This is a genomic window from Pseudomonas sp. MCal1, from assembly GCF_026341415.1.
Lineage (GTDB): Bacteria > Pseudomonadota > Gammaproteobacteria > Pseudomonadales > Pseudomonadaceae > Aquipseudomonas.
In genome coordinates, this window is the sequence record NZ_JAKUMP010000006.1 from 93,593 (window position 1) to 114,884 (window position 21,292).

Sequence of the window (21,292 nt, forward strand, 5' to 3'; positions counted from 1 at the left end):
CTGCAGATGCAGGCCTTTTTTTGTGTCTGGTCGAATCGTCAGGCAGCTTGCTGGAACTGCTGCCGGTACTGGTTCGGCGACAGTTCGGTGTGCTGGCGGAACAGCCGTGCGAAGAAGCTCGCATCGTCGTAGCCGACTTCGTAGCTGATGGTCTTGATGCTCTTGCGACTGCCGGAGAGCAGGCCCTTGGCAGTCTCGATGCGCAGCCGTTGCAGGTAGTGCAGCGGCTTGTCGCCGGTGGCGGTCTGGAAGCGGCGCATGAAGTTGCGAATGCTCATGCCGTGCTCGCGCGCCACGTCTTCGAAGCGGAACTTGTCGGCGAAATGCTCTTCAAGCCAGTGCTGGATCTGCAGGATGATCACGTCCTGGTGCAGCTTCTGACCGCCGAAGCCGATGCGGCCAGGTGCGTAGCTGCGTTGCACCTCATAGAGAATGTCGCGGGCCACGGCCTGGGCCACATTGGCACCGCAGAAACGCTCGATCAGGTAAATGTAGAGATCGCAGGCTGAGGTGGTGCCGCCGGCGCAATACAGATTGTCGGCGTCGGTCAGGTGCTTGTCCTGATTGAGATAGACCTTGGGGAAACGCTCGGCGAAGGCATTGAAGAAGCGCCAGTAGGTGGTCGCTTCCTTGCCGTTGAGCAACCCTGCCTCGGCCAGCCAGAACACCCCGGTGGCCTCGCCGCAGAGCACGGCGCCCCGGGCGTGCTGTTCGCGCAGCCACGGCAGGATCTGTGGATAACGTTGGCACAGCGTATCGAAATCGTCCCAGAAGGCCGGGAGGATGATGACGTCGGCGTTTTCCAGGCCGCCGTCCACGGGCATGACCACATCACTGAAGCTGTTCACCGGTTTGCCGTCGGGGCTGACCAGGCGGGTTTCGAACACCGGAGTCAGGCCGTGGCCCAGTTGTTTGCCGTAACGCAGGCTGGCCAGATGGAAGAAATCCTTGGCTTGCATGAGGGTGGAAGCGAAAACCCGGTCGATCGCCAGGATGCTGACGCGCCGCAAGGGCGTGGAGACTTGCTTGGACATAATTCAACTTTTGTTTTTATAAGGGAAAGTGGTCACCAGACGGCTGGATCGTCTTATTTTTTGTCGGATGTGTCCAGTGTCCTGTATCGAAAGCGAGGCTTAGTCTCTGAAGGTCTGATCCCTCCAACAATAAAGAAAAGGTGCCGCATGATTCCCAGAACCTTGTTCAGCTCCGAGCACGAATTGTTCCGCGACAGCGTACGAACATTCCTCGAAAAAGAGGCCGTGCCGTTCCATGGACAATGGGAAAAGCAAGGCTACATCGACCGCAATCTGTGGAACAAGGCGGGGGAAGCGGGGATGCTCTGCTCGCATCTGCCAGAGGAATACGGCGGGTTGGGGGCGGACTTTCTCTACAGCGCGGTCGTGATCGAAGAAGTAGGGCGGCTGGGCCTGACCGGCATCGGTTTCTCGCTGCATTCGGACATCGTCGCGCCGTACATCCTGCATTACGGCAGCGAGGCGCTGAAGCAGAAATACCTGCCGAAACTGGTGTCCGGCGAGATGGTCACCGCGATCGCCATGACCGAGCCGGGCGCCGGTTCCGACCTGCAAGGGGTCAAGACCACGGCCGTGCTGGATGGCGACGAATATGTGATCAACGGTTCGAAAACCTTCATCACCAATGGCTTTCTGGCGGATCTGGTGATCGTCGTCGCCAAAACGGATCCCAAGGCCGGCGCCAAGGGCACCAGCCTGTTTCTGGTGGAGGCGAATACGCCAGGCTTCGACAAGGGCAAACGCCTGGAGAAGGTCGGAATGAAGGCTCAGGACACGTCGGAATTGTTCTTCCAGGACGTGCGCGTGCCGAAGGAAAACCTGTTGGGGCAGGCCGGGGCGGGGTTTGCCTATCTGATGCAGGAATTGCCGCAGGAACGTTTGACCGTGGCCATTGGCGGACTGGCTTCAGCCGAGGCGGCGCTGCAATGGACGCTGGATTACACCCGTGACCGCAAAGCGTTCGGCAAGTCGATTGCCGACTTCCAGAATACCCGCTTCAAACTGGCGGAAATGGCCACCGAGATTCAGATCGGCCGCGTGTTCGTCGATCGCTGCCTGGAGTTGCACCTGCAAGGCAAGCTTGATGTGCCGACAGCGGCGATGGCCAAGTATTGGGGCACCGACCTGCAATGCAAGGTGCTCGACGAGTGCGTGCAACTGCATGGCGGCTACGGTTTCATGTGGGAGTACCCGGTGGCCAGGGCCTGGGCGGATGCAAGGGTGCAGCGGATCTATGCCGGCACCAATGAAATCATGAAAGAGATCATTGCGCGGTCGCTTTGAGTTTTGCAGTGAGCATGATCGTTCCCACGCAAAGTGGGAACGATCATCGTCCTTTATTACGGCGCCGGATTCGGATGATCCTTGTGGATCGCTTCGATCCCTTCCAGTACTTCCTTCGATAGTTTCAGTTCGTAGCTGGCGATGTTGCTGTCCAGTTGCTCCAGCGTCGTCGCACCGATGATGTTACTGGTGACGAACGGTTGCTGATTTACAAACGCCAGGGCCATTTGTGCCGGATCCAGGCCATGTTCCCGGGCGAGGGCCACGTAACGGCTGCACGCCACTTCCGATTGCGGGTTGAAGTAGCGACTGAAACGGCTGTAGAGGCTAAGGCGGCCTTTCGGCGGACGCGCCCCGCCTTCGTACTTGCCCGACAGGAAACCGAACGCCAGCGGCGAATAGGCGAGCAGGCCGCACTGTTCGCGGATGGCGATTTCCGCCAGGCCGATCTCGAAGCTGCGGTTGAGCAGGTTGTACGGGTTCTGGATCGACACCGCGCGCGGCCAGCCACGGGCTTCGGCCAGCGCGAGAAAGCGCATGGTGCCCCACGGCGTTTCGTTGGACAGACCGATGTGGCGGATCTTGCCGGCCTTCACTTGCTCATCGAGTGCTTCGAGTGTGTCTTCAAGCGGCGTCAGGTTGGCTTCGGTCTGGTGCTTGTAGCCCAGTTGTCCGAAAAAGTTGGTGCTACGCTCCGGCCAGTGCAATTGGTACAGATCGATGTAGTCGGTCTGCAGGCGCTTGAGGCTGGCGTCCACCGCTTCGGTGATGTGCTGGCGGTTGTGGCGCAGGTTCTTGTCGCGGATGTAGTCGATGGTGTTGCCGGGGCCGGCGATCTTGCTGGCGAGGATCCAGTCGGCGCGGTCGCCGCGGCTCTTGAAGTAATTGCCGATGTAGCGCTCGGTGGTGGCGTAGGTTTCGGCTTTCGGTGGCACCGGGTACATCTCGGCGGTGTCGAGGAAGTTGATCCCGGCCTCTTTTGCCCGTTCGATCTGGGCGAAGGCTTCAGCTTCAGTGTTTTGCTCGCCCCAGGTCATGGTGCCGAGGCAGATTGCACTCACGTTCAGGTCGGTACGGCCTAGCTGGCGATAGTCCATCGGGTGCTCCTTGGGCAAAACAAGCATAAAAGCAGGTTGAAATTTTTTTCGCAATCTGCATAATTGCCGACCTCTTTCTGCAGTGGAAGTGATGCCCCGCCGCCGAAGAATCTTGCCGTTGAACGGACGCGCCGACCCGAGCCCCCGAAAGCGTCTGTATCCGGCTGCCTTTGACTTGTCAAAGTACGCACTATTCAGTAAGATCCGCCGTCTTATTTACAGGCGGCCCCTGAGGCTATAAAGAATGAAAACTTTTACTGCTAAACCGGAAACAGTAAAGCGCGACTGGTTTGTCGTCGACGCTGCTGGTCAGACCCTGGGTCGTCTGGCCACCGAAATCGCGAGCCGTCTGCGTGGCAAGCACAAGCCTGAGTACACTCCTCACGTTGACACCGGCGACTACATCGTCGTAATCAACGCCGAGCAGATCCGTGTTACCGGCGCTAAAACCACTGACAAAATGTACTACTCCCACTCCGGTTTTCCGGGCGGTATCAAGTCGATCAACTTTGAAAAGCTGATCGCCAAGGCCCCTGAGCGCGTGATCGAGACCGCGGTTAAAGGCATGCTGCCTAAAAACCCACTGGGTCGCGACATGTACCGTAAGCTGAAAGTCTATGCGGGCGCTGCACACCCTCATACTGCTCAGCAGCCCCAAGAACTGAAGATTTAACGGAATAGTTCATTATGTCGGCGACTCAAAATTACGGCACTGGCCGTCGCAAGACCGCAACCGCACGCGTTTTCCTGCGTCCGGGTACTGGTAACATCTCCATCAACAACCGCTCCCTGGACACGTTCTTCGGTCGCGAAACTGCCCGCATGGTAGTTCGTCAGCCGCTGGAACTGACTGAGACTGTCGAGAAGTTCGACATCTACGTCACCGTCATCGGTGGTGGTGTAAGTGGTCAGGCTGGCGCAATCCGCCACGGCATCACTCGCGCTCTGATGGACTACGACGAAACCCTGCGTAGCGCTCTGCGCAAAGCTGGCTTCGTTACTCGCGACGCCCGTGAAGTTGAACGTAAGAAAGTTGGTCTGCGTAAAGCGCGTAAGCGTCCGCAGTACTCGAAGCGTTAATTTCGCTTCCACGTTCAAAAAGAACGCCCGATTCCTCACGGAACCGGGCGTTTTTTTATGCGTGCGATTTCTTGAATAATTGCGCTGTGACAACTTGCCACATTCGTAGACCCCCTATACTACAAGGCTTGAGGGCCAGCCCTCCGGGTAATTACCTTGTCAGAATTGGGGGTTTTCATTACCATTCGGCAAAATTTTTATAAGTACATAGTTTCAATTTAGTAGATGCCTGATTTAACAGGCCACAAAGCTGATGGGAGAGGACTGAATGAGCAATGACGGCGTGAATGCAGGCCGGCGTCGCTTCTTGGTAGCAGCCACATCCGTGGTGGGTGCTGCAGGAGCGGTGGGGGCTGCGGTCCCGTTCGTGGGGTCATGGTTTCCCAGTGCCAAGGCGAAGGCTGCCGGAGCACCGGTGAAAGTGAATGTCAGCAAAATCGAGCCAGGGCAGCAGATGATTGCTGAATGGCGCGGCCAGCCGGTGTTCATTGTCCGCCGTACCGAGGAAATCCTGGGGAATCTCAAAAAGATCGAGGGCCAGCTCTCCGATCCGACCTCCAAAAACTCCACGCAACCCACTTATGTCGACCCAGAAGTGCGATCGATCAAGCCGGAAATCCTCCTGCTGATCGGGATCTGTACTCACCTGGGTTGCTCACCGACCTTCCGTCCCGAAGTTGCACCCGCGGATCTGGGCAAAGACTGGGTAGGCGGCTATTTCTGCCCTTGCCACGGTTCCCACTACGATCTGGCTGGCCGCGTCTACAAGTCGCAACCTGCGCCTTTGAACCTGCCAGTACCCCCGCATTCCTATGAGACCGATGAGCTGATTGTCATTGGCGTCGATACGGAGAAAGCGTGATGAGCAAGTTCATGGATTGGGTTGATGCGCGCTTCCCCGCCACCAAAATGTGGGAAGACCATCTCAGCAAATATTACGCTCCAAAAAACTTCAACTTCTTCTACTTCTTCGGCTCGCTGGCGCTGCTCGTTCTGGTCAACCAGATCGTCACCGGTGTCTGGCTGACCATGAGCTACACCCCGTCGGCGGAAGAAGCGTTCGCTTCTGTCGAATACATCATGCGCGACGTCGAGTACGGTTCGATCCTGCGTCTGCTGCACTCCACCGGCGCTTCGGCGTTCTTCATCGTGGTCTATCTGCACATGTTCCGTGGTCTGCTCTACGGTTCGTACCAGAAACCCCGTGAGCTGGTGTGGGTCTTCGGCATGCTGATCTATCTGGCGCTGATGGCCGAAGCCTTCATGGGTTACCTGCTGCCGTGGGGCCAGATGTCCTACTGGGGTGCCCAAGTGATCATCTCGCTGTTCGGCGCGATCCCGGTCATCGGCAACGACCTGACCCAGTGGATCCGTGGTGACTACCTGATTTCCGGGATCACCTTGAACCGCTTCTTCGCCCTGCACGTGGTTGCCCTGCCGATCGTGATTCTCGGTCTGGTGGTGCTGCACATCCTGGCGTTGCACGAAGTCGGTTCGAACAACCCGGACGGCGTGGACATCAAGAAACACAAGGACGAAAACGGTGTCCCGCTGGACGGCATCGCCTTCCACCCGTACTACACCGTGAAAGATATCGTCGGCGTTGTGGTGTTCCTGTTTATCTTCTGCTTCATTGTGTTCTTCTTCCCGGAAATGGGCGGCTACTTCCTCGAAAAACCTAACTTCGAGCAAGCCAACCCGTTCAAGACGCCTGAGCACATTGCACCGGTCTGGTACTTCACACCGTTCTACGCAATCTTGCGTGCAGTCCCTGACAAGCTCATGGGCGTTATCGCCATGGGCGCAGCGATTGCGGTGCTGTTCGTTCTGCCGTGGCTCGACCGCAGTCCGGTCAAGTCGATGCGCTACAAAGGCTGGATGAGCAAAATCTGGCTGGTGGTGTTCTGCATTTCGTTCGTGATCCTCGGCATTCTGGGTGTTCTGGCCCCGACGCCAGGTCGTACGCTGTTGTCGCAGGTCTGCACCTTCCTGTACTTCGCCTACTTCATTCTGATGCCGTTCTACACCAGGCTCGAGAAGACCAAACCGGTTCCGGAAAGGGTGACTGGCTGATGAAAAAGTTATTTTTTGCTCTGATTTTTGCTGCTCTGCCAGTGCTGTCCTTTGCCGCCGAACACGGTGGTCCGGAACTGGAAAAGGTCGACATCGACGTTTCCGACAAGGCTGCCCTGCAGGATGGTGCGCGTACTTTCGCCAACTATTGCATGGGTTGCCACAGTGCCAAGTTCCAGCGTTACGAGCGTGTGGCCGATGACCTCGGAATCCCGCACGAACTGATGCTGGAAAAACTGGTGTTCACCGGCGCCAAGATCGGCGATCACATGAACATCGGCATGCAGCCGGCCGACGCCAAGACCTGGTTCGGCGCAGCGCCGCCTGACCTGACCCTGGTGGCTCGTGTTCGCGGCACCGACTGGCTCTACGGTTACCTCAGGTCGTTCTACGAAGATCCTGCGCGTCCATGGGGCGTGAACAACAAGGTCTTCCCGAACGTCGGCATGCCTAACGTGCTGGTCGGCCTGCAAGGTCGTCAGGTTGTGGGTTGCAAACAGGTACAGATCGTCGAAGACGGCAAGAAACAATATGACCCGCTGACCGGTACGCCTCTGACTCATGAAGCGTGCGATCAACTGACCATCGTGCCGAAAACCGGAACCCTCAACGAAGAGCAGTTCGATGAGAAGGTCAAGAATCTGGTAACCTTCCTGGCTTACTCGGCTAACCCGGTTAAGCTGCAACATCAGCGCATCGGTACTTACGTCTTGCTGTACCTGGCGTTCTTCTTTGTGTTCGCCTACCTGCTCAAGCGTGAATACTGGAAAGACGTGCACTGATAACGCTTCAAGCAATTGCTGTTAATCGCGCGCGCCCAAGGGCGCCTCTGAAAACGCAACGCCTGGTTCGCCGGCCGTTGCGGGAGGCGCCCTCTGGGCGCGCGCGTTTTTCCGGCTCCGACCATTTCAACAAGCGAGGAGGATCGCCATGGGCGTGACCAATCGGTTGGCCTGTTACTCCGACCCCGCCGACCACTATTCCCACCGAGTGCGCATCGTGCTTGCAGAGAAGGGTGTCAGCGCCGAAATCATTTTTGTGGAGGCTGGTCGTCAGCCGCCTAAACTGATTGAAGTGAACCCTTACGGCAGTCTGCCCACGCTGGTCGATCGTGACTTGGCGTTGTGGGAGTCGACCGTGGTGATGGAGTACCTGGATGAGCGTTACCCGCATCCGCCATTGATGCCTGTGTACCCGGTGGCGCGTGCCAACAGCCGTCTGCTGATTCACCGCATTCAGCGCGACTGGTGTGGTCTGGTGGATCTGATTCTGGATTCGCGCACCAAGGAAGCGGCTCGTGCCGTGGCGCGCAAGGAATTGCGCGAAAGCCTGACGGGCGTGTCGCCGCTGTTTGCCGACAAGCCGTTTTTCCTCAGTGAGGAACAAAGTCTGGTGGATTGCTGCCTATTGCCAATACTCTGGCGTTTACCGATTCTGGGTATAGAACTGCCGCGGCAGGCCAAGCCGCTGCTTGATTATATGGAGCGTCAGTTTGCGCGTGAGGCTTTCCAGGCGAGTCTGTCTGGTGTCGAACGCGACATGCGCTAAGGCTTAAGGAGCCGCTATGAACTCCAGTCGACCTTATCTGGTCCGCGCGCTCTACGAGTGGATTGTGGATAACGATTGCACCCCGCACATGCTGGTCAATTCCGAGTACCCGGCAGTGCAGGTGCCACAGGGTTTTGCCAGCGACGGGCAAATTGTCCTGAACATTTCGCCAAGTGCCGTGCGGCACTTGCACATGGACAACGACGTTGTGACCTTTGAAGGTCGCTTCGGCGGCGTCCCGCACAGCCTTTATGTGCCGATTGCTGCAATCCTGGGGATCTACGCCCGGGAAAACGGTCAGGGCATGGTGTTCGATCTGGAGTCGCCGATGGATGACGGAGACGAGATCGAGCAGGATGACGATGTTCCTCCACCGGACAGCGAGCCACCGCGCCCAAGCGGCCGGCCAAGCCTGAAAGTGGTGAAGTAATAAAAAAGGCGATCCAGTTGGATCGCCTTTTTTTGTGCCTGCATTTTGCGGTTCAGTCGATGTACTCGAACAGCTTCACAATCTTCTGCACACCGGAAACACCCTGAACCAGGTTGGTCGCCTGGGCGGCTTCCTGTTTGGTCAGCAGGCCCAGCAGATAGACGATACCGTTCTCGGTCACGACCTTGATGCGCGAGCCGGGAATGCTGGCATCGGTGAGCATCTGGGTCTTGATCTTGGTGGTCAGCCACGAGTCGTTCTGACGGGCAATGAAGCCGGAAGGGGGGATTACTTGCAGTTCGTTATGGACCTTTTTCACGCGCTGAACGTTGGCAGCGGCTTGTTCGGCCTTTTCCTTGAGGTCTGCGCGCGGGGTCTGGCCGGCCAGCAGCACGACGCCGTTGAAGCTGGTGACGACGATGTGCGAGTCGTTGTCCAGGGCCGGATCGGCCTTGGCCACGTTGACGCCGACTTTGGTTTCGATCAGCGAGTCATCGATCTTGCTGCCGAATGTGCGGGTACCACGGTCGTCTTCGATCGGCGCTTCACGGCTGGCATTCACCACCGACGTGCAGCCGCTGATGCCGAGGCACAGGGTCAAGGCCAGAAGGCCAAGGCGATTAGGGGTCATTCTTCACTCCCGAACAGTTGGCTGTCGATCAGATCGCAAAGGCAATGGATCGCCAGCAAGTGGACTTCCTGAATACGTGCGGTGACGTTGGCCGGTACGCGAATCTCGACGTCTTCGGGCAGCAGCAGCGAAGCCATGCCGCCGCCGTCGCGTCCGGTCAATGCTACGACAATCATTTCGCGATCATGTGCGGCCTGGATCGCCTGAATAATGTTCGCCGAGTTGCCGCTGGTCGAAATGGCCAGCAGCACGTCACCCGGCTGGCCGAGTGCGCGGATTTGCTTGGAGAACACTTCGTTGTAGCTGTAGTCGTTGGCGATCGAGGTGATGGTCGAGCTGTCGGTGGTCAGCGCGATCGCCGGCAGGCTGGGGCGTTCACGTTCGAAACGGTTGAGCAGTTCCGAAGAAAAGTGCTGGGCATCGCCGGCCGAGCCGCCGTTGCCGCACGAGAGCATTTTGCCCTCGTTGAGCAGGGCGTTGACCATCACCTGGCTGGCTTGCTCGATGTGCGGTGCAAGTACGTCCATCGCCTGTTGCTTGGTGTCGATGCTGGCCTGGAAAAGCTGGCGAATTCGGGATTGCATGTCCATCTGTGTGACCTTAATTAGCGCGGCTGTCCGGCACGTGAATGTGCAGCCCGCAAAGCAAAGAGCAAAAGTGTTGAGTGAAAATGTCCGGGTCGGAGCAGGTGCTCAGCTGTCGAACGCATTCTGCAACCAGTTCAGCTGACCCTGGTGGCTGTCGATGGCCACCACGTCGAAGCGGCAGGGGGAATTGGCCCAACGCGACTCGCGCTGAAGAAAAAACTGCGCGGCGAAAATCAGTTTCTGCCGTTTGCGCCCATCGATGCTATCGAGTGCGCCGCCCCATTGAGTGTTCTTTCGGTAACGAACCTCGACGAATACTACTGTATCGCCATCAAGCATGACCAGATCAAGCTCACCGCGTTTGCATGACCAGTTCTGCGCCAGAAGGCGCAGACCCTGGCACTGCAGATGCTCGAGCGCCTGGCGCTCGGCATCCTTGCCGCTTTGCAGGTGTGACCTGTCGGGCATCAGCGTGGAGTGTCCGGCAGGCGCTGGATCTGGCCGCTGACAAACTGCGCCCATGGCAACTGACGTACGACGCGTTGGGACTGGGTCATGCCCAGGCTGCCCGACTGACCTTCGATGCGGCTGTCCGGCAGTGCCTTGAGCTGATCCAGGCGCGGCGCCAAGCGATAGGCATCGACGCCCATCGCATAAAGACGGCCGAGGCTGCCGGCGGCTTGTGGCCATTGCGCGGTGACCTGCTGACGCAGCGGGTCGCTGGTTTCCAGCAGCCATGGGGTTTCGCAGAAGCGCACGCCGTTCATGTCGTTGTACTGGTTGACATCACCGCTGGCGCTGAACACGTGGGAGGTTGCGTAGACCGGCACGTCACCGGCGTACTGGAAGTTCAGGGTCGGCTTGATCTGCTGCGCCTGCTGCGGGGTGGCGGCGAGGAAGATGAATTCGATGTCCTGGCGACGCGAAGGCTGGGCGGCAACGTTGGTGCCGGCAGCGTTCTGCAGGCTCTTGGCGCGGGCTTCGCTCTGACGCAGCTGGAACATGTCGGCGATCTGCTGGGCCAGTTGCACCGGCTGGTCGACACGTTCGGTGGCGACGATGCTGCCGCCGTTGGCCTGCCAGTCCTGGCTGAAGGCACGCAGAACGCGGTCGCCCCATTCGCCTTTCGGCACCATGATGGCGGCGCGATGCAGGCCGTCGGCACGGGCGCGGCGGGAGACTTCGCGGGCTTCGTCCTCAGCGGCCAGGCCGAACTGGAACAATTGCGCCGGGCCTTGATCGCCTTCGCTGTAGTTCAGGGCGAGGGTGGTGATCGGCAGTTGCGGACGGGTGCTCAACTGTTTGACCAGCGGCTTCTCCAGCGGGCCGACGACCAGTTGCACGCCATCGGCCTGGGCCTTGCGGTAGAACTCGTCGAGGTTGGTCAGCTTCGAGCTGTCATAGAACTCGATGGCTGGTGGTTTCTGGCCGGCTTGCTGAGCCTGGTAGTGCGCAGCCATGAAGCCGTCACGCAGGGCCTTGCCGACCGAGGCCAGTTGGCCGTCCTGTGGCAGCAGCAGGGCGATCTTGCTCAGGGGCTGGCTGGCCAGCTCCTTGAGTTTGGTCAGGGGTAGAGGCAGATTGATCGCGGCCGGGTGTTTTGGATGCTGGTTGCGCCAGTTGTCGATGGCGGCTTGCTGTTGTTCCAGAGTGCCGGCGGTTTTCACTGCCAGGGCCAGGCTCATCCAGCCACCGAGATCATCGGTGGTGTTCGCTTGCAGTTGATCGGCCGGCAGCGATGCGATCAGGGTCCAGATCGCCTCGTGGTTCTTGCTGGCGGCTTCGCCCTCCAGCATCGGCGCGATGAAGATGCGCTCGCGGGCGGCGGCCAGAGTCTGGCCGTCGGCCTCAAGGGCGCGGGCGTGAACGGTGCCGGCGCGAACTTGCAGCGGTACGGACATTTCGCTCAGGCGTTGCAGGCTTGGATGGCTCAGGGCAGTCAGCGCGGCTTTCGGCTGGTTACGGGTCATGGCCAGTTCAGCTGACAGCGTGCTGGCGAACGCCTGCTGGCCAGGCTGGAGTTGATCCATCGGTACTTGCTGCAGGATTTGCGCGGACTGTCCGGCATTGCCCTGACGGTAGGCCATGTCTGCCGCACTCAGGCGCAGCAGCGCAGCCTTGTCCGGCGATTTGGCCTGGGCAGCCTGTTCGAGCAGTTGCTCGATGGTGGCATCCGGGGTCCGTGGAAGTTCGCCAAGGCTGGAGGAAGGGGAGCTGGCGCAAGCCGCCAGCAAGGCAGCGAGGCAGAGGGCAGTGAACAGCCGCAGGCAAGCGATCATGTAAGTGTTCCTGATACTCGATCAAATTAGCGTCGAATTGTACCCAAGCACTGGCCGGGGCGCGATGTTACTGGCGTGAAACCGTGAATTTAGCTGATACAAAGAGTGCGCAGCCTCACAATGGTGCGACAAACCGTGTCCGACCCGGACGCATCGTCCGGCGCACGACGCGCTACAATGGCGGCTTTTACCGATCATGAGGTGTGCGCTTTGACTGCTCCAGGTCCTTTGAATTCCGCTGCGGGCTCGCTTTATGTGGTGGCGACGCCCATCGGCAACCTGGATGACATCAGCGCCCGGGCGTTGAAGATCCTGCGCGAGGTGGCACTGATTGCTGCGGAAGATACGCGCCATTCCCAGCGCCTGATGCAGCACTTCGGCATCTCCACTCCGCTTGCAGCCTGCCACGAGCACAACGAGCGGGATGAAGGCAGTCGCTTCATTACCCGTCTGCTGGCGGGTGACAATGTCGCGCTGATTTCCGACGCCGGTACGCCGCTGATTTCCGATCCGGGTTATCACCTGGTGCGTCAGGCGCGTGCCGCCGGGATCAATGTGGTGCCGGTGCCGGGCGCATGCGCGTTGATCGCAGCGTTATCGGCTGCCGGCCTGCCGTCTGACCGTTTCATCTTCGAAGGCTTTCTTCCGGCCAAGGCCGTAGGGCGCAAAGCGCGCCTGGAAGCTATCAAGGAAGAATCGCGCACACTGATTTTCTACGAGGCGCCGCATCGTATTCTGGAGTGCCTGCAGGATATGGAGGCGGTATTCGGCGCTGATCGTCCGGCATTGCTCGCTCGTGAAATCACCAAGACCTTTGAAACACTCAAGGGATTGCCGCTGAGTGAGTTGCGGGCATTCGTCGAGGCCGACAGCAATCAGCAGCGTGGCGAATGCGTCGTGGTGGTGGCGGGCTGGACCGCGCAGGAATCCGAAGACGCCGTCAGCAGCGAGGCGATGCGCATCCTCAATCTGTTGCTGGAAGAGATGCCGCTCAAGCGTGCGGCGGCCCTGGCGGCGCAAATCACCGGTGAGCGCAAAAACGTGCTGTATCAGGTGGCGCTGGATCAGCAAAAAGACGCGTAACCCGTCGCGCAGACCGGTTTGCGGGCTATTAGCGCTTGTTCTTCGGCCGCTCTGCCGTTAACCTGCGCGGCGGAGAGTCGATCGGACAGTCGCTGCCCTCTATGAAAATTAGAGGGGGGAGGAAAGTCCGGGCTCCATAGGGCGAAGTGCCAGGTAATGCCTGGGAGGCGTGAGCCTACGGAAAGTGCCACAGAAAATAACCGCCTAAGTGCTTCGGCGCCGGTAAGGGTGAAAAGGTGCGGTAAGAGCGCACCGCACGTCTGGCAACAGTTCGTGGCTAGGTAAACCCCACTTGGAGCAAGACCAAATAGGGTCCCAAGGCGTGGCCCGCGCTGGGACCGGGTAGGTTGCTAAAGATGTCCAGTGATGGCCATCGTAGACGAATGACTGTTCAAGACAGAACCCGGCTTACAGATCGACTCTCCACCTTTTTCTTTTCCCTGCTTGAATTAAAGGCGACAGGGCTGTTTATTATCAGCAGGCCTGCGCTGGAAATCCGGCAGCGGCAAACGCAGTAATAGCCATTTCCCACCTTGCTTCAATCAACAGCAGAAGCGCTTTTGTAATACCGAAAAAATCTTACTCTTAACAAATTACTTTAACTTTCGAGCGCAGCTTTCAGTGCTGCTTCAAGTTATTGGATAAAAGCATCCGCCAGATTCTCGTTGCTCCTCCTTTTATGCTCCTAAATCTCCGTTCTGTAAGGGTTTTCCTTTAATCCGCGCCTTGACGGTGTGGTGGGCGCATTCCTATAGTGTGCGCAAGTGGCGGAAAGTGGCATGAAGTGGGTTTTTTGAGCTCAAAACGATAAAAATTGGAGAAACGCTGACGTGTTTCGCGGAGCTAACGCTATCAGTCTCGACGCAAAGGGCCGTCTCGCCATGCCGAGCCGGTACCGTGACGAGCTCGTTTCGCGCAGCTCCGGCCAGTTGATCGTGACCATTGATGCCGTTGATCCGTGTTTGTGTGTCTACCCGCTCGATGAGTGGGAAATTATTGAAACCAAGTTGCGCGCACTTCCTTCTCTTCGCGAAGAGAACCGTCGTCTGCAACGTTTATTGATTGGTAATGCCGTTGACCTCGAGCTCGACGGCAGTGGTCGTTTCCTGGTGCCGCCGCGTCTGCGCGAATACGCGAAGCTCGACAAGCGCGCAATGCTGGTGGGCCAACTGAACAAGTTCCAACTGTGGGACGAAGATGCCTGGAACGCGGTTTCTGCCGCTGACCTGGCTGCCATACAACAACCGGGCGCCATGCCTGACGAACTGCGTGATCTGATCCTGTGACTATTGATAGCGGCTTCAACCACATCACCGTACTGCTTGACGAAGCCGTCGAGGCTCTCGCCGTACGTCCTGATGGCTGCTATCTGGACGGCACGTTCGGACGCGGCGGGCACAGCCGGTTGATCCTGAGCAAGCTCGGGCCGGATGGTCGGCTCATCGGATTCGACAAGGATCCTCAAGCGATTGCCACCGGGCAAACGCTAGCGGCCGAAGACGGCCGCTTTGTCGTTGTGCAACGCAGCTTTGCCGAGCTCGGCTCGGTGGTTGCCGAACAGGGGCTTACAGGCAAGGTCAGCGGCATTCTGTTGGATCTGGGCGTGTCTTCGCCTCAGCTCGATGATGCCGAGCGCGGCTTCAGTTTCCTCAACGACGGCCCGCTGGACATGCGCATGGATCCGTCCCGTGGCATCAGCGCCGCCGAGTTCGTCAATACCGCGCCGGTGGAAGAAATCGCCCGTGTCTTCAAGGAATACGGCGAAGAACGTTTCTCCGGTCGCATGGCCCGTGCCGTGGCCGAGCGTCGTGACATCACGCCGTTCGAGCGCACCGCCGATCTGGCTGAAGTCCTGAAAGTCGCCAACCCGGCGTGGGAAAAGGGCAAGAACCCGGCAACCCGCGCTTTCCAGGGCCTGCGCATTCACGTCAACAACGAACTGGGCGATCTGGAAGCGGGCCTCGAAGCCGCGCTCGAATGCCTGGAAGTGGGCGGTCGTCTGGTCGTAATCAGCTTCCACTCGCTGGAAGACCGTATCGTCAAACTGTTCATGCGCAAGCTGGTGAAAGGCGAAGCCGACAACTTGCCGCGCAACCTGCCGGTTCGCCACGTTGCGTTCGAACCGAAAATCAAAGTCCATGGCAAAGCGCAGACGGCCTCCGATGCCGAACTCAAAGCCAACCCACGTTCCCGTAGCGCCGTCATGCGCGTCGCGGAGAAATTGCGGTGAGCAAGCTTTTCGCCAAGCCATTGCCCGGCGGCAGCTTTTTGATGCTGCTGTTGTTCATCGGCGTGCTGGTGTCGGCCATCGGCGTGTCTTACAGCGCCCACTGGAACCGGCAATTGCTCAACACCCTTTACAACGAGCTGAGCGTGCGCGACAAGGCGCAGGCCGAGTGGGGGCGCCTGATTCTGGAGCAAAGCACCTGGACCGCCCATAGCCGGATCGAAGTGCTGGCTACCGAACAACTGAAGATGCACATCCCCGGCGCAGCTGACGTGAAGATGGTGGCGCCATGATGAAGCTCGAAGGGGCACTCTTCCCGTGGCGCTTCCGTCTGGTGGTCGGTCTGCTGGGTATGATGGTGGCGGCGATCTGCTGGCGCATCATCGACCTGCAAGTGGTCGACCGCGACTTCCTCAAGGGCCAGGGCGATGCGCGCAGCGTTCGTCATATCCCGATTCCGGCGCACCGTGGCCTGATCACCGACCGTAACGGCGAGCCGCTGGCCGTCAGTACGCCGGTGACCACCCTGTGGGCCAACGCCAAGGAAATGCAGCTGGCCAAAGAGAAGTGGCCGGCACTCGCTGCGGCGCTGGGGCAGGATCCTAAAGCACTGGCCGAACGTCTTGAAGCACAGGCCAACAAAGAATTCATTTATCTGGTGCGCGGGTTGACCCCTGAGCAGGGCCAGGCCGTGCTCGACCTGAAAGTGCCGGGCGTCTACGGCATCGAAGAATTCCGCCGGTTCTACCCGGCCGGTGAAGTGACGGCGCACATGGTCGGGTTCACCGACATCGATGACCACGGTCGTGAAGGCGTCGAGCTGGCCTACGATGAATGGCTGGCCGGCGTGCCCGGCAAGCGGCAAGTCATCAAGGATCGGCGCGGACGGCTGATCAAGGATGTCCAGGTCACCAAAAACGCCAAGGCCGGCAAGCCCTTGGCGTTGTCGATTGACCTGCGTCTGCAATATCTGGCCAACCGCGAGCTGCGCAACGCGATCATCGAGAACGGCGCCAAGGCCGGCAGTCTGGTGATCATGGACGTGAAGACCGGCGAGATCCTCGCCATGGTCAACCAGCCGACCTACAACCCGAACAACCGTCGCAACCTGCAACCGGCGATGATGCGTAACCGCGCAATGATCGACGTGTTCGAACCCGGTTCGACCATGAAAGCGATCTCGATGAGCGCCGCGATCGAAACCGGCCGCTGGAAACCGAGCGACACCGTCGAGGTGTATCCGGGCTCCCTGCAGATCGGTAAATACACGATCAAGGACGTATCGAAAACCGAAGGTCCGGTACTCGACCTGACCGGTATTCTGATCAATTCCAGTAACGTCGGCATGAGCAAGGTCGCGTTCGATATCGGCGGCGAAACCATTTTCCGCCTCGCACAGAAAGTCGGCCTCGGCCAGGACACCGGCCTCGGCTTCCCGGGCGAGCGTGTCGGCAACCTGCCGAACTACCGCGAGTGGCGCAAGGCCGAGACTGCAACGCTGTCGTACGGCTACGGTATTTCGGTGACCGCGATTCAACTGGTGCATGCGTTCTCGGCGTTGGCCAACAACGGTCGTCTCGCACCGCTGACCCTGATCAAAACCGACAAGGCGCCGCAGACCACCCAGGTGCTGCCGGAAGCCGTCGCCAAAACCATGCAAGGCATGCTGCAACAAGTGATCGAAGCCCCGCGCGGGGTGTTCCGTGCGCAGGTGCCGGCCTATCACGTGGGCGGCAAGTCCGGTACCGCGCGCAAGACATCGGTCGGCACCAAGGGCTACGCCGAAAACTCTTACCGCTCGCTGTTCGCCGGCTTCGGCCCGATGAGCGATCCACGTTATGCAATTGTCGTGGTGATCGATGAACCGACCAAGGCCGGTTACTTCGGTGGTCTGGTCTCGGCGCCGGTGTTCAGTCGCGTGATGTCGGGCACCCTGCGCCTGATGAACGTCACCCCGGACAACCTGCCGACGACACAACAGGCCAACGCCACCCCGGCCGTTCCGCTGAAAGCCAATGGAGGGCGCGGCTGATGTCTCTGAGTCTGAACAAGATTTTCCCCCACGCCGGCCACGATCTGTTGATCCGTGAACTGGCGCTCGACAGTCGCAACGTGCGCGCGGGTGACCTGTTCCTCGCGGTGCCGGGCGGCAAGTTCGACGGTCGTGCGCACATCGCCGACGCCTTGCAGCGCGGCGCGGCTGCCGTGGCTTATGAAGTGGAAGGCGCCACCGTGCTGCCGATCACCGAAGTGCCGCTGATTCCGGTCAAAGGCCTGGCTGCGCAGCTGTCGGACATCGCCGGGCGTTTTTATGGTGAGCCAAGTCATCATCTGAATCTGATTGGCGTCACTGGCACCAACGGCAAGACCAGCGTGACTCAGTTGGTGGCGCAGGCGCTGGACCTGCTCGGTCAGCATTGCGGCATCGTCGGCACCTTGGGCTCCGGTTTCCACGGCTCGCTGCAAAGCGGCCTGCACACCACGCCGAACCCGATTGCCATGCAAGCGACTCTGGGCGACCTGAAAAAGGCCGGCGCCAAAGCCGTGGCCATGGAAGTCTCGTCCCACGGTCTGGATCAGGGCCGGGTTACCGCGCTGGCGTTCGACGTCGCGGTGATGACCAACCTGTCCCGCGATCACCTGGATTACCACGGCACCATGGAAGCGTACGCCGAGGCCAAGGCCCGGCTGTTCGCCTGGAATGACCTGAAGTGCCGCGTGGTCAACCTTGACGACGATTTCGGCCGGCAACTGGCCGCTGAAAAACGCGAGTCGCGGTTGATCACTTACAGCCTGCTCGACAGCAGTGCCTATCTCTATGTGCGTGAAGCGCAGTTCGACGACCATGGCGTGCGCGCCACGCTGGTGACGCCACAGGGCGAGCATCATCTGCGCAGCACGCTGCTCGGTCGTTTCAACCTGAGCAATGTACTGGCCGCCGTCGGCGCCTTGCTCGGTCTCGACTACGCGCTCGACGAAATCCTCAAGGTGTTGCCGAAACTCGAAGGTCCGGCCGGACGCATGCAGCGTCTCGGCGGCGGTACCCAGCCGCTGGTGGTGGTCGATTACGCCCACACGCCGGATGCCCTGGAAAAAGTTCTGACCGCATTGCGTCCGCACGTCAAAGGCCAATTGTTGTGCCTGTTCGGCTGCGGCGGTGATCGCGATCGCGGTAAGCGTCCGCTGATGGCCGAAGTGGTCGAGCGTCTGGCCGACCGCGTGCTGGTGACCGATGACAATCCGCGTACCGAAGATCCAGCCGTCATTTTTGATGACATCCGCGCCGGTTTCACGGCTGTGGACAAGGTGACGTTCGTGGCCGGTCGCGGTCAGGCCATCGCGCAACTGATCGCCGGTGCTTCGGCGGATGACGTGATCGTTCTGGCCGGCAAAGGTCACGAGGACTATCAGGAAATCAACGGCGAACGCCATGCATTCTCGGATCTGGTCGAGGCCGATCACGCCTTGACCGCGTGGGAGGTGGCCCATGCTTAAGGCCCTGAAACTCAGCGAGTTGACCAACGCGCTCGATGCCCGTCTGATCAGTGCCGACGCCAGTTTTGACGGCGTGAGCATCGACAGCCGCGCGATCAAGGCCGGCCAACTGTTTATCGCCCTGACCGGCCCGCGTTTCGACGGTCATGACTATTTGAATGAAGTGGCTGCCAAAGGCGCCGTTGCTGCATTGGTCGAGCGCGAAGTCGCCGACAGCACGCTGCCGCAGTTGCTGGTCAAGGACACCCGCCAGGCGCTCGGCCAATTGGGTGCGCTAAACCGTGCCGCGTTCACCAAACCGGTCGCCGCCGTTACCGGTTCCAGTGGCAAGACCACAGTCAAGGAAATGCTCGCGAGCATCCTGCGTACGCGCGGTTCGGTACACGCGACCCGTGGCAACCTGAACAACGACCTCGGCGTACCGCTGACCCTGCTCGAACTCGCCCCGGAGCACAGCGCGGCGGTGATCGAACTGGGTGCTTCGCGTCTGGGTGAAATCGCTTACACCGTAGGGCTGACCAAGCCACACGTGGCGATACTCAACAACGCCGGAACCGCCCATGTCGGCGAGTTTGGCGGGCCGGAGAAAATCGTTGAAGCCAAGGGCGAAATCATCGAAGGACTGGCAGCCGATGGCGTCGCGGTGCTGAACCTCGATGACAAGGCGTTTGGCATCTGGAAGACCCGCGCTGCCGGTCGCAAGGTACTGACGTTTGCTCTGAGCAACACTCAGGCGGATTTTTACGCCAGCGACCTGGCCACCGATGCCCGTGGCTGCCCGGCGTTCAACCTGCACACTCCTGAAGGTGTGGAACGGGTTCAACTGAACCTGCTCGGCACCCATAACGTCGCCAACGCCATGGCTGCCGCCGCTGCCGCGCACGCCTTGGGCGTGTCGCTGTTCGGCATCGCCACGGGGCTTGGCGCGGTACAACCGGTCAAGGGTCGCACCGTCGCGCAGCTGGCGAAAAACGGCATGCGCGTGATTGACGACACTTACAACGCGAACCCCACCTCCATGTGCGCGGCCGTTGATATACTCGCCGGCTTTTCCGGCCGCACCGTCCTGGTGCTCGGGGATATCGGCGAGTTGGGCGACTGGGCGGAGCAGGGGCACCGCGACGTGGGCGAGTACGCCCGGGGCAAGGTTTCCGCGCTTTATGCCGTCGGGCCGAACATGATCCACGCCGTCAACGCATTCGGCGAACAGGCGCATCACTTCGGCACACAGGCCGAACTGATCCAGGCCCTCGACGCCGAGCAGGACACAAACACCACCATTTTGATCAAGGGTTCGCGCAGCGCGGCGATGGAAAACATTGTTGCGGCCCTGTGCGGGTCCAGTCTGGAGAAACATTAATGCTGCTGCTGCTAGCGGAGTATCTGCAACAGTTCTACAAAGGCTTCGCGGTCTTCCAGTACCTGACCCTGCGCGGGATTCTCGGTGTGCTGACCGCGCTGGTCTTGTCGCTGTGCTACGGCCCGTGGATGATCCGCACCCTGCAGAACCGTCAGATTGGTCAGGCCGTTCGTAACGACGGCCCGCAATCGCACCTGTCCAAATCCGGTACGCCGACCATGGGCGGCGCGCTGATTCTGTCTTCGATCGGTGTCAGCACCCTGTTGTGGGCCGACCTGAGCAACCGCTACGTGTGGGTCGTGTTGCTGGTGACCCTGCTGTTCGGCGCCATCGGCTGGGTCGACGACTATCGCAAGGTGATCGAGAAGAACTCCCGTGGTCTGCCGAGTCGCTGGAAATATTTCTGGCAGTCAGTGTTCGGCCTCGGCGCGGCGATCTTCCTTTATATGACCGCCTCCACGCCGGTGGAAACCACCCTGATCCTGCCGATGCTCAAGGACTACAGCATTCCGCTGGGCGCAGGCTTCATCGTGCTCACGTACTTCGTGATCGTCGGTTCGAGCAACGCGGTCAACCTCACCGACGGCCTCGACGGTCTGGCGATCATGCCGACAGTAATGGTCGGCGGCGGCCTGGGCATCTTCTGCTACCTGTCGGGTAACGTGAAATTCGCTGAGTACCTGCTGATCCCTTACGTACCGGGCGCAGGCGAGCTGATCGTGTTCTGCGGCGCGCTGATCGGTGCCGGCCTGGGCTTTCTGTGGTTCAACACCTACCCGGCGCAAGTCTTCATGGGCGACGTCGGCGCACTGGCGCTGGGCGCGGCCCTGGGCACCATCGCGGTGATCGTCCGTCAGGAAATCGTCCTGTTCATCATGGGCGGCGTGTTTGTGATGGAAACCCTGTCAGTCGTCATTCAGGTTGCGTCCTTTAAGCTGACCGGTCGCCGTGTGTTCCGCATGGCACCGATTCACCACCACTTTGAACTCAAGGGCTGGCCCGAGCCGCGCGTGATCGTCCGTTTCTGGATCATCACCGTGATTCTCGTGCTGATCGGCCTTGCCACCCTGAAGCTGAGGTAGAA

22 protein-coding genes and 1 other RNA gene are annotated in these 21,292 nt (G+C 59.7%); 17 read left to right on the top strand and 6 right to left on the bottom strand.

Annotation, left to right across the window (positions count from 1 at the left end):
• Positions 1–38: 38 nt before the first annotated feature.
• Positions 39–935 carry a GlxA family transcriptional regulator gene (locus MKZ87_RS11870; RefSeq protein WP_170929796.1) on the bottom strand — a complete coding sequence of 299 codons (897 nt, stop codon included), beginning with the start codon at positions 933–935 and terminating at the stop codon, positions 39–41.
• Between the two features lie 246 nt (positions 936–1,181).
• Between MKZ87_RS11870 and MKZ87_RS11875 the strand changes: the two genes are divergently transcribed.
• Complete coding sequence (locus MKZ87_RS11875) at positions 1,182–2,318, top strand: acyl-CoA dehydrogenase family protein (protein ID WP_085700852.1); 1,137 nt, start codon at positions 1,182–1,184, stop codon at positions 2,316–2,318.
• A gap of 56 nt (positions 2,319–2,374) precedes the next feature.
• On the opposite strand, the gene MKZ87_RS11880 is transcribed toward MKZ87_RS11875, so the two are convergent.
• Positions 2,375–3,415 (bottom strand): NADP(H)-dependent aldo-keto reductase, encoded by a 1,041-nt coding sequence (locus MKZ87_RS11880; protein WP_085700851.1) that lies wholly within the window; start codon positions 3,413–3,415, stop codon positions 2,375–2,377.
• A 244-nt stretch (positions 3,416–3,659) separates the two neighbouring features.
• Here MKZ87_RS11880 and rplM point away from each other — a divergent pair, with 244 nt between their 5' ends.
• The 7 genes from rplM (at position 3,660) to MKZ87_RS11915 (ending at position 8,546) form a co-directional block, all read left to right on the top strand.
• On the top strand, positions 3,660–4,088 hold the full coding sequence (gene rplM / locus MKZ87_RS11885; RefSeq protein WP_003228062.1) for a 50S ribosomal protein L13: 429 nt from the start codon (positions 3,660–3,662) through the stop codon (positions 4,086–4,088).
• Positions 4,089–4,102: 14 nt separating this feature from the next.
• A complete protein-coding gene (gene rpsI, locus MKZ87_RS11890; RefSeq protein ID WP_007956794.1) occupies positions 4,103–4,495 on the top strand; it encodes a 30S ribosomal protein S9 in 393 nt (130 codons plus the stop codon).
• A gap of 268 nt (positions 4,496–4,763) precedes the next feature.
• The gene (gene petA / locus MKZ87_RS11895; protein WP_041479967.1) at positions 4,764–5,357 is read left to right on the top strand and encodes a ubiquinol-cytochrome c reductase iron-sulfur subunit; all 594 of its coding nucleotides are present in this window, start codon (positions 4,764–4,766) and stop codon (positions 5,355–5,357) included.
• Entirely contained in the window at positions 5,357–6,568 is a 1,212-nt protein-coding gene (locus MKZ87_RS11900; RefSeq protein WP_085684715.1) for a cytochrome b, read from the top strand. The genes petA and MKZ87_RS11900 overlap by 1 nt, the downstream gene beginning before the upstream one ends.
• Entirely contained in the window at positions 6,568–7,350 is a 783-nt protein-coding gene (locus MKZ87_RS11905) for a cytochrome c1 (RefSeq protein ID WP_085700850.1), read from the top strand. The genes MKZ87_RS11900 and MKZ87_RS11905 overlap by 1 nt, the downstream gene beginning before the upstream one ends.
• Positions 7,351–7,498: 148 nt before the next feature.
• The gene (locus MKZ87_RS11910) at positions 7,499–8,116 is read left to right on the top strand and encodes a glutathione S-transferase N-terminal domain-containing protein (protein WP_085700849.1); all 618 of its coding nucleotides are present in this window, start codon (positions 7,499–7,501) and stop codon (positions 8,114–8,116) included.
• Between the two features lie 16 nt (positions 8,117–8,132).
• Positions 8,133–8,546, top strand: a complete 414-nt coding sequence (locus MKZ87_RS11915; RefSeq protein ID WP_085700848.1) for a ClpXP protease specificity-enhancing factor — start codon at positions 8,133–8,135, stop codon at positions 8,544–8,546.
• A gap of 52 nt (positions 8,547–8,598) precedes the next feature.
• On the opposite strand, the gene MKZ87_RS11920 is transcribed toward MKZ87_RS11915, so the two are convergent.
• From MKZ87_RS11920 to MKZ87_RS11935, 4 genes are all read right to left on the bottom strand, one after another.
• Complete coding sequence (locus MKZ87_RS11920) at positions 8,599–9,177, bottom strand: BON domain-containing protein (RefSeq protein ID WP_085700847.1); 579 nt, start codon at positions 9,175–9,177, stop codon at positions 8,599–8,601.
• Positions 9,174–9,767, bottom strand: a complete 594-nt coding sequence (locus MKZ87_RS11925) for a phosphoheptose isomerase (RefSeq protein WP_007928463.1) — start codon at positions 9,765–9,767, stop codon at positions 9,174–9,176. Before MKZ87_RS11925 ends, MKZ87_RS11920 begins: the two co-directional genes overlap by 4 nt.
• 102 nt (positions 9,768–9,869) lie before the next feature.
• Entirely contained in the window at positions 9,870–10,232 is a 363-nt protein-coding gene (locus tag MKZ87_RS11930) for a YraN family protein (protein ID WP_085701787.1), read from the bottom strand.
• Complete coding sequence (locus MKZ87_RS11935; RefSeq protein ID WP_085701786.1) at positions 10,232–12,043, bottom strand: penicillin-binding protein activator; 1,812 nt, start codon at positions 12,041–12,043, stop codon at positions 10,232–10,234. The genes MKZ87_RS11930 and MKZ87_RS11935 overlap by 1 nt, the downstream gene beginning before the upstream one ends.
• Positions 12,044–12,220: 177 nt before the next feature.
• On the opposite strand from MKZ87_RS11935, the gene rsmI reads away from it, so the two are divergent.
• The 9 genes from rsmI to mraY all read left to right on the top strand — a co-directional run bounded on the left by rsmI (position 12,221) and on the right by mraY (position 21,290).
• A complete protein-coding gene (rsmI, locus tag MKZ87_RS11940) occupies positions 12,221–13,126 on the top strand; it encodes a 16S rRNA (cytidine(1402)-2'-O)-methyltransferase (RefSeq protein WP_266200961.1) in 906 nt (301 codons plus the stop codon).
• A gap of 73 nt (positions 13,127–13,199) precedes the next feature.
• An RNA gene (gene rnpB / locus MKZ87_RS11945) (RNase P RNA component class A) lies at positions 13,200–13,553 on the top strand.
• Positions 13,554–13,956: 403 nt separating this feature from the next.
• Positions 13,957–14,412, top strand: a complete 456-nt coding sequence (gene mraZ, locus MKZ87_RS11950) for a division/cell wall cluster transcriptional repressor MraZ (RefSeq protein ID WP_003205355.1) — start codon at positions 13,957–13,959, stop codon at positions 14,410–14,412.
• On the top strand, positions 14,409–15,356 hold the full coding sequence (rsmH, locus tag MKZ87_RS11955) for a 16S rRNA (cytosine(1402)-N(4))-methyltransferase RsmH (protein ID WP_085700843.1): 948 nt from the start codon (positions 14,409–14,411) through the stop codon (positions 15,354–15,356). The genes mraZ and rsmH overlap by 4 nt, the downstream gene beginning before the upstream one ends.
• A complete protein-coding gene (gene ftsL, locus MKZ87_RS11960) occupies positions 15,353–15,646 on the top strand; it encodes a cell division protein FtsL (RefSeq protein WP_085700842.1) in 294 nt (97 codons plus the stop codon). Before rsmH ends, ftsL begins: the two co-directional genes overlap by 4 nt.
• Entirely contained in the window at positions 15,646–17,385 is a 1,740-nt protein-coding gene (locus tag MKZ87_RS11965; protein ID WP_170929795.1) for a peptidoglycan D,D-transpeptidase FtsI family protein, read from the top strand. Before ftsL ends, MKZ87_RS11965 begins: the two co-directional genes overlap by 1 nt.
• Positions 17,385–18,848 carry a UDP-N-acetylmuramoyl-L-alanyl-D-glutamate--2,6-diaminopimelate ligase gene (locus MKZ87_RS11970; protein WP_085701785.1) on the top strand — a complete coding sequence of 488 codons (1,464 nt, stop codon included), beginning with the start codon at positions 17,385–17,387 and terminating at the stop codon, positions 18,846–18,848. The genes MKZ87_RS11965 and MKZ87_RS11970 overlap by 1 nt, the downstream gene beginning before the upstream one ends.
• The gene (locus MKZ87_RS11975) at positions 18,841–20,208 is read left to right on the top strand and encodes a UDP-N-acetylmuramoyl-tripeptide--D-alanyl-D-alanine ligase (RefSeq protein ID WP_266200965.1); all 1,368 of its coding nucleotides are present in this window, start codon (positions 18,841–18,843) and stop codon (positions 20,206–20,208) included. Before MKZ87_RS11970 ends, MKZ87_RS11975 begins: the two co-directional genes overlap by 8 nt.
• Positions 20,208–21,290: a phospho-N-acetylmuramoyl-pentapeptide-transferase gene (gene mraY / locus MKZ87_RS11980; RefSeq protein ID WP_085700838.1), complete on the top strand. Its 1,083-nt coding sequence runs from the start codon at positions 20,208–20,210 to the stop codon at positions 21,288–21,290. Before MKZ87_RS11975 ends, mraY begins: the two co-directional genes overlap by 1 nt.
• Positions 21,291–21,292 lie beyond the last annotated feature (2 nt).

Bases quoted from the DNA above. Each gene is read 5' to 3' on its own strand.
- MKZ87_RS11875 (WP_085700852.1), top strand. From the start codon at position 1,182: ATGATTCCCAGAACCTTGTTCAGCTCCGAGCACGAATTGTTCCGCGAC.
- MKZ87_RS11880 (WP_085700851.1), bottom strand. From the start codon at position 3,415: ATGGACTATCGCCAGCTAGGCCGTACCGACCTGAACGTGAGTGCAATC.
- rplM (WP_003228062.1), top strand. From the start codon at position 3,660: ATGAAAACTTTTACTGCTAAACCGGAAACAGTAAAGCGCGACTGGTTT.
- rpsI (WP_007956794.1), top strand. From the start codon at position 4,103: ATGTCGGCGACTCAAAATTACGGCACTGGCCGTCGCAAGACCGCAACC.
- petA (WP_041479967.1), top strand. From the start codon at position 4,764: ATGAGCAATGACGGCGTGAATGCAGGCCGGCGTCGCTTCTTGGTAGCA.
- MKZ87_RS11900 (WP_085684715.1), top strand. From the start codon at position 5,357: ATGAGCAAGTTCATGGATTGGGTTGATGCGCGCTTCCCCGCCACCAAA.
- MKZ87_RS11905 (WP_085700850.1), top strand. From the start codon at position 6,568: ATGAAAAAGTTATTTTTTGCTCTGATTTTTGCTGCTCTGCCAGTGCTG.
- MKZ87_RS11910 (WP_085700849.1), top strand. From the start codon at position 7,499: ATGGGCGTGACCAATCGGTTGGCCTGTTACTCCGACCCCGCCGACCAC.
- MKZ87_RS11915 (WP_085700848.1), top strand. From the start codon at position 8,133: ATGAACTCCAGTCGACCTTATCTGGTCCGCGCGCTCTACGAGTGGATT.
- MKZ87_RS11920 (WP_085700847.1), bottom strand. From the start codon at position 9,177: ATGACCCCTAATCGCCTTGGCCTTCTGGCCTTGACCCTGTGCCTCGGC.
- MKZ87_RS11925 (WP_007928463.1), bottom strand. From the start codon at position 9,767: ATGGACATGCAATCCCGAATTCGCCAGCTTTTCCAGGCCAGCATCGAC.
- MKZ87_RS11930 (WP_085701787.1), bottom strand. From the start codon at position 10,232: ATGCCCGACAGGTCACACCTGCAAAGCGGCAAGGATGCCGAGCGCCAG.
- MKZ87_RS11935 (WP_085701786.1), bottom strand. From the start codon at position 12,043: ATGATCGCTTGCCTGCGGCTGTTCACTGCCCTCTGCCTCGCTGCCTTG.
- rsmI (WP_266200961.1), top strand. From the start codon at position 12,221: ATGGCGGCTTTTACCGATCATGAGGTGTGCGCTTTGACTGCTCCAGGT.
- MKZ87_RS11965 (WP_170929795.1), top strand. From the start codon at position 15,646: ATGAAGCTCGAAGGGGCACTCTTCCCGTGGCGCTTCCGTCTGGTGGTC.
- MKZ87_RS11970 (WP_085701785.1), top strand. From the start codon at position 17,385: ATGTCTCTGAGTCTGAACAAGATTTTCCCCCACGCCGGCCACGATCTG.
- MKZ87_RS11975 (WP_266200965.1), top strand. From the start codon at position 18,841: ATGCTTAAGGCCCTGAAACTCAGCGAGTTGACCAACGCGCTCGATGCC.
- mraY (WP_085700838.1), top strand. From the start codon at position 20,208: ATGCTGCTGCTGCTAGCGGAGTATCTGCAACAGTTCTACAAAGGCTTC.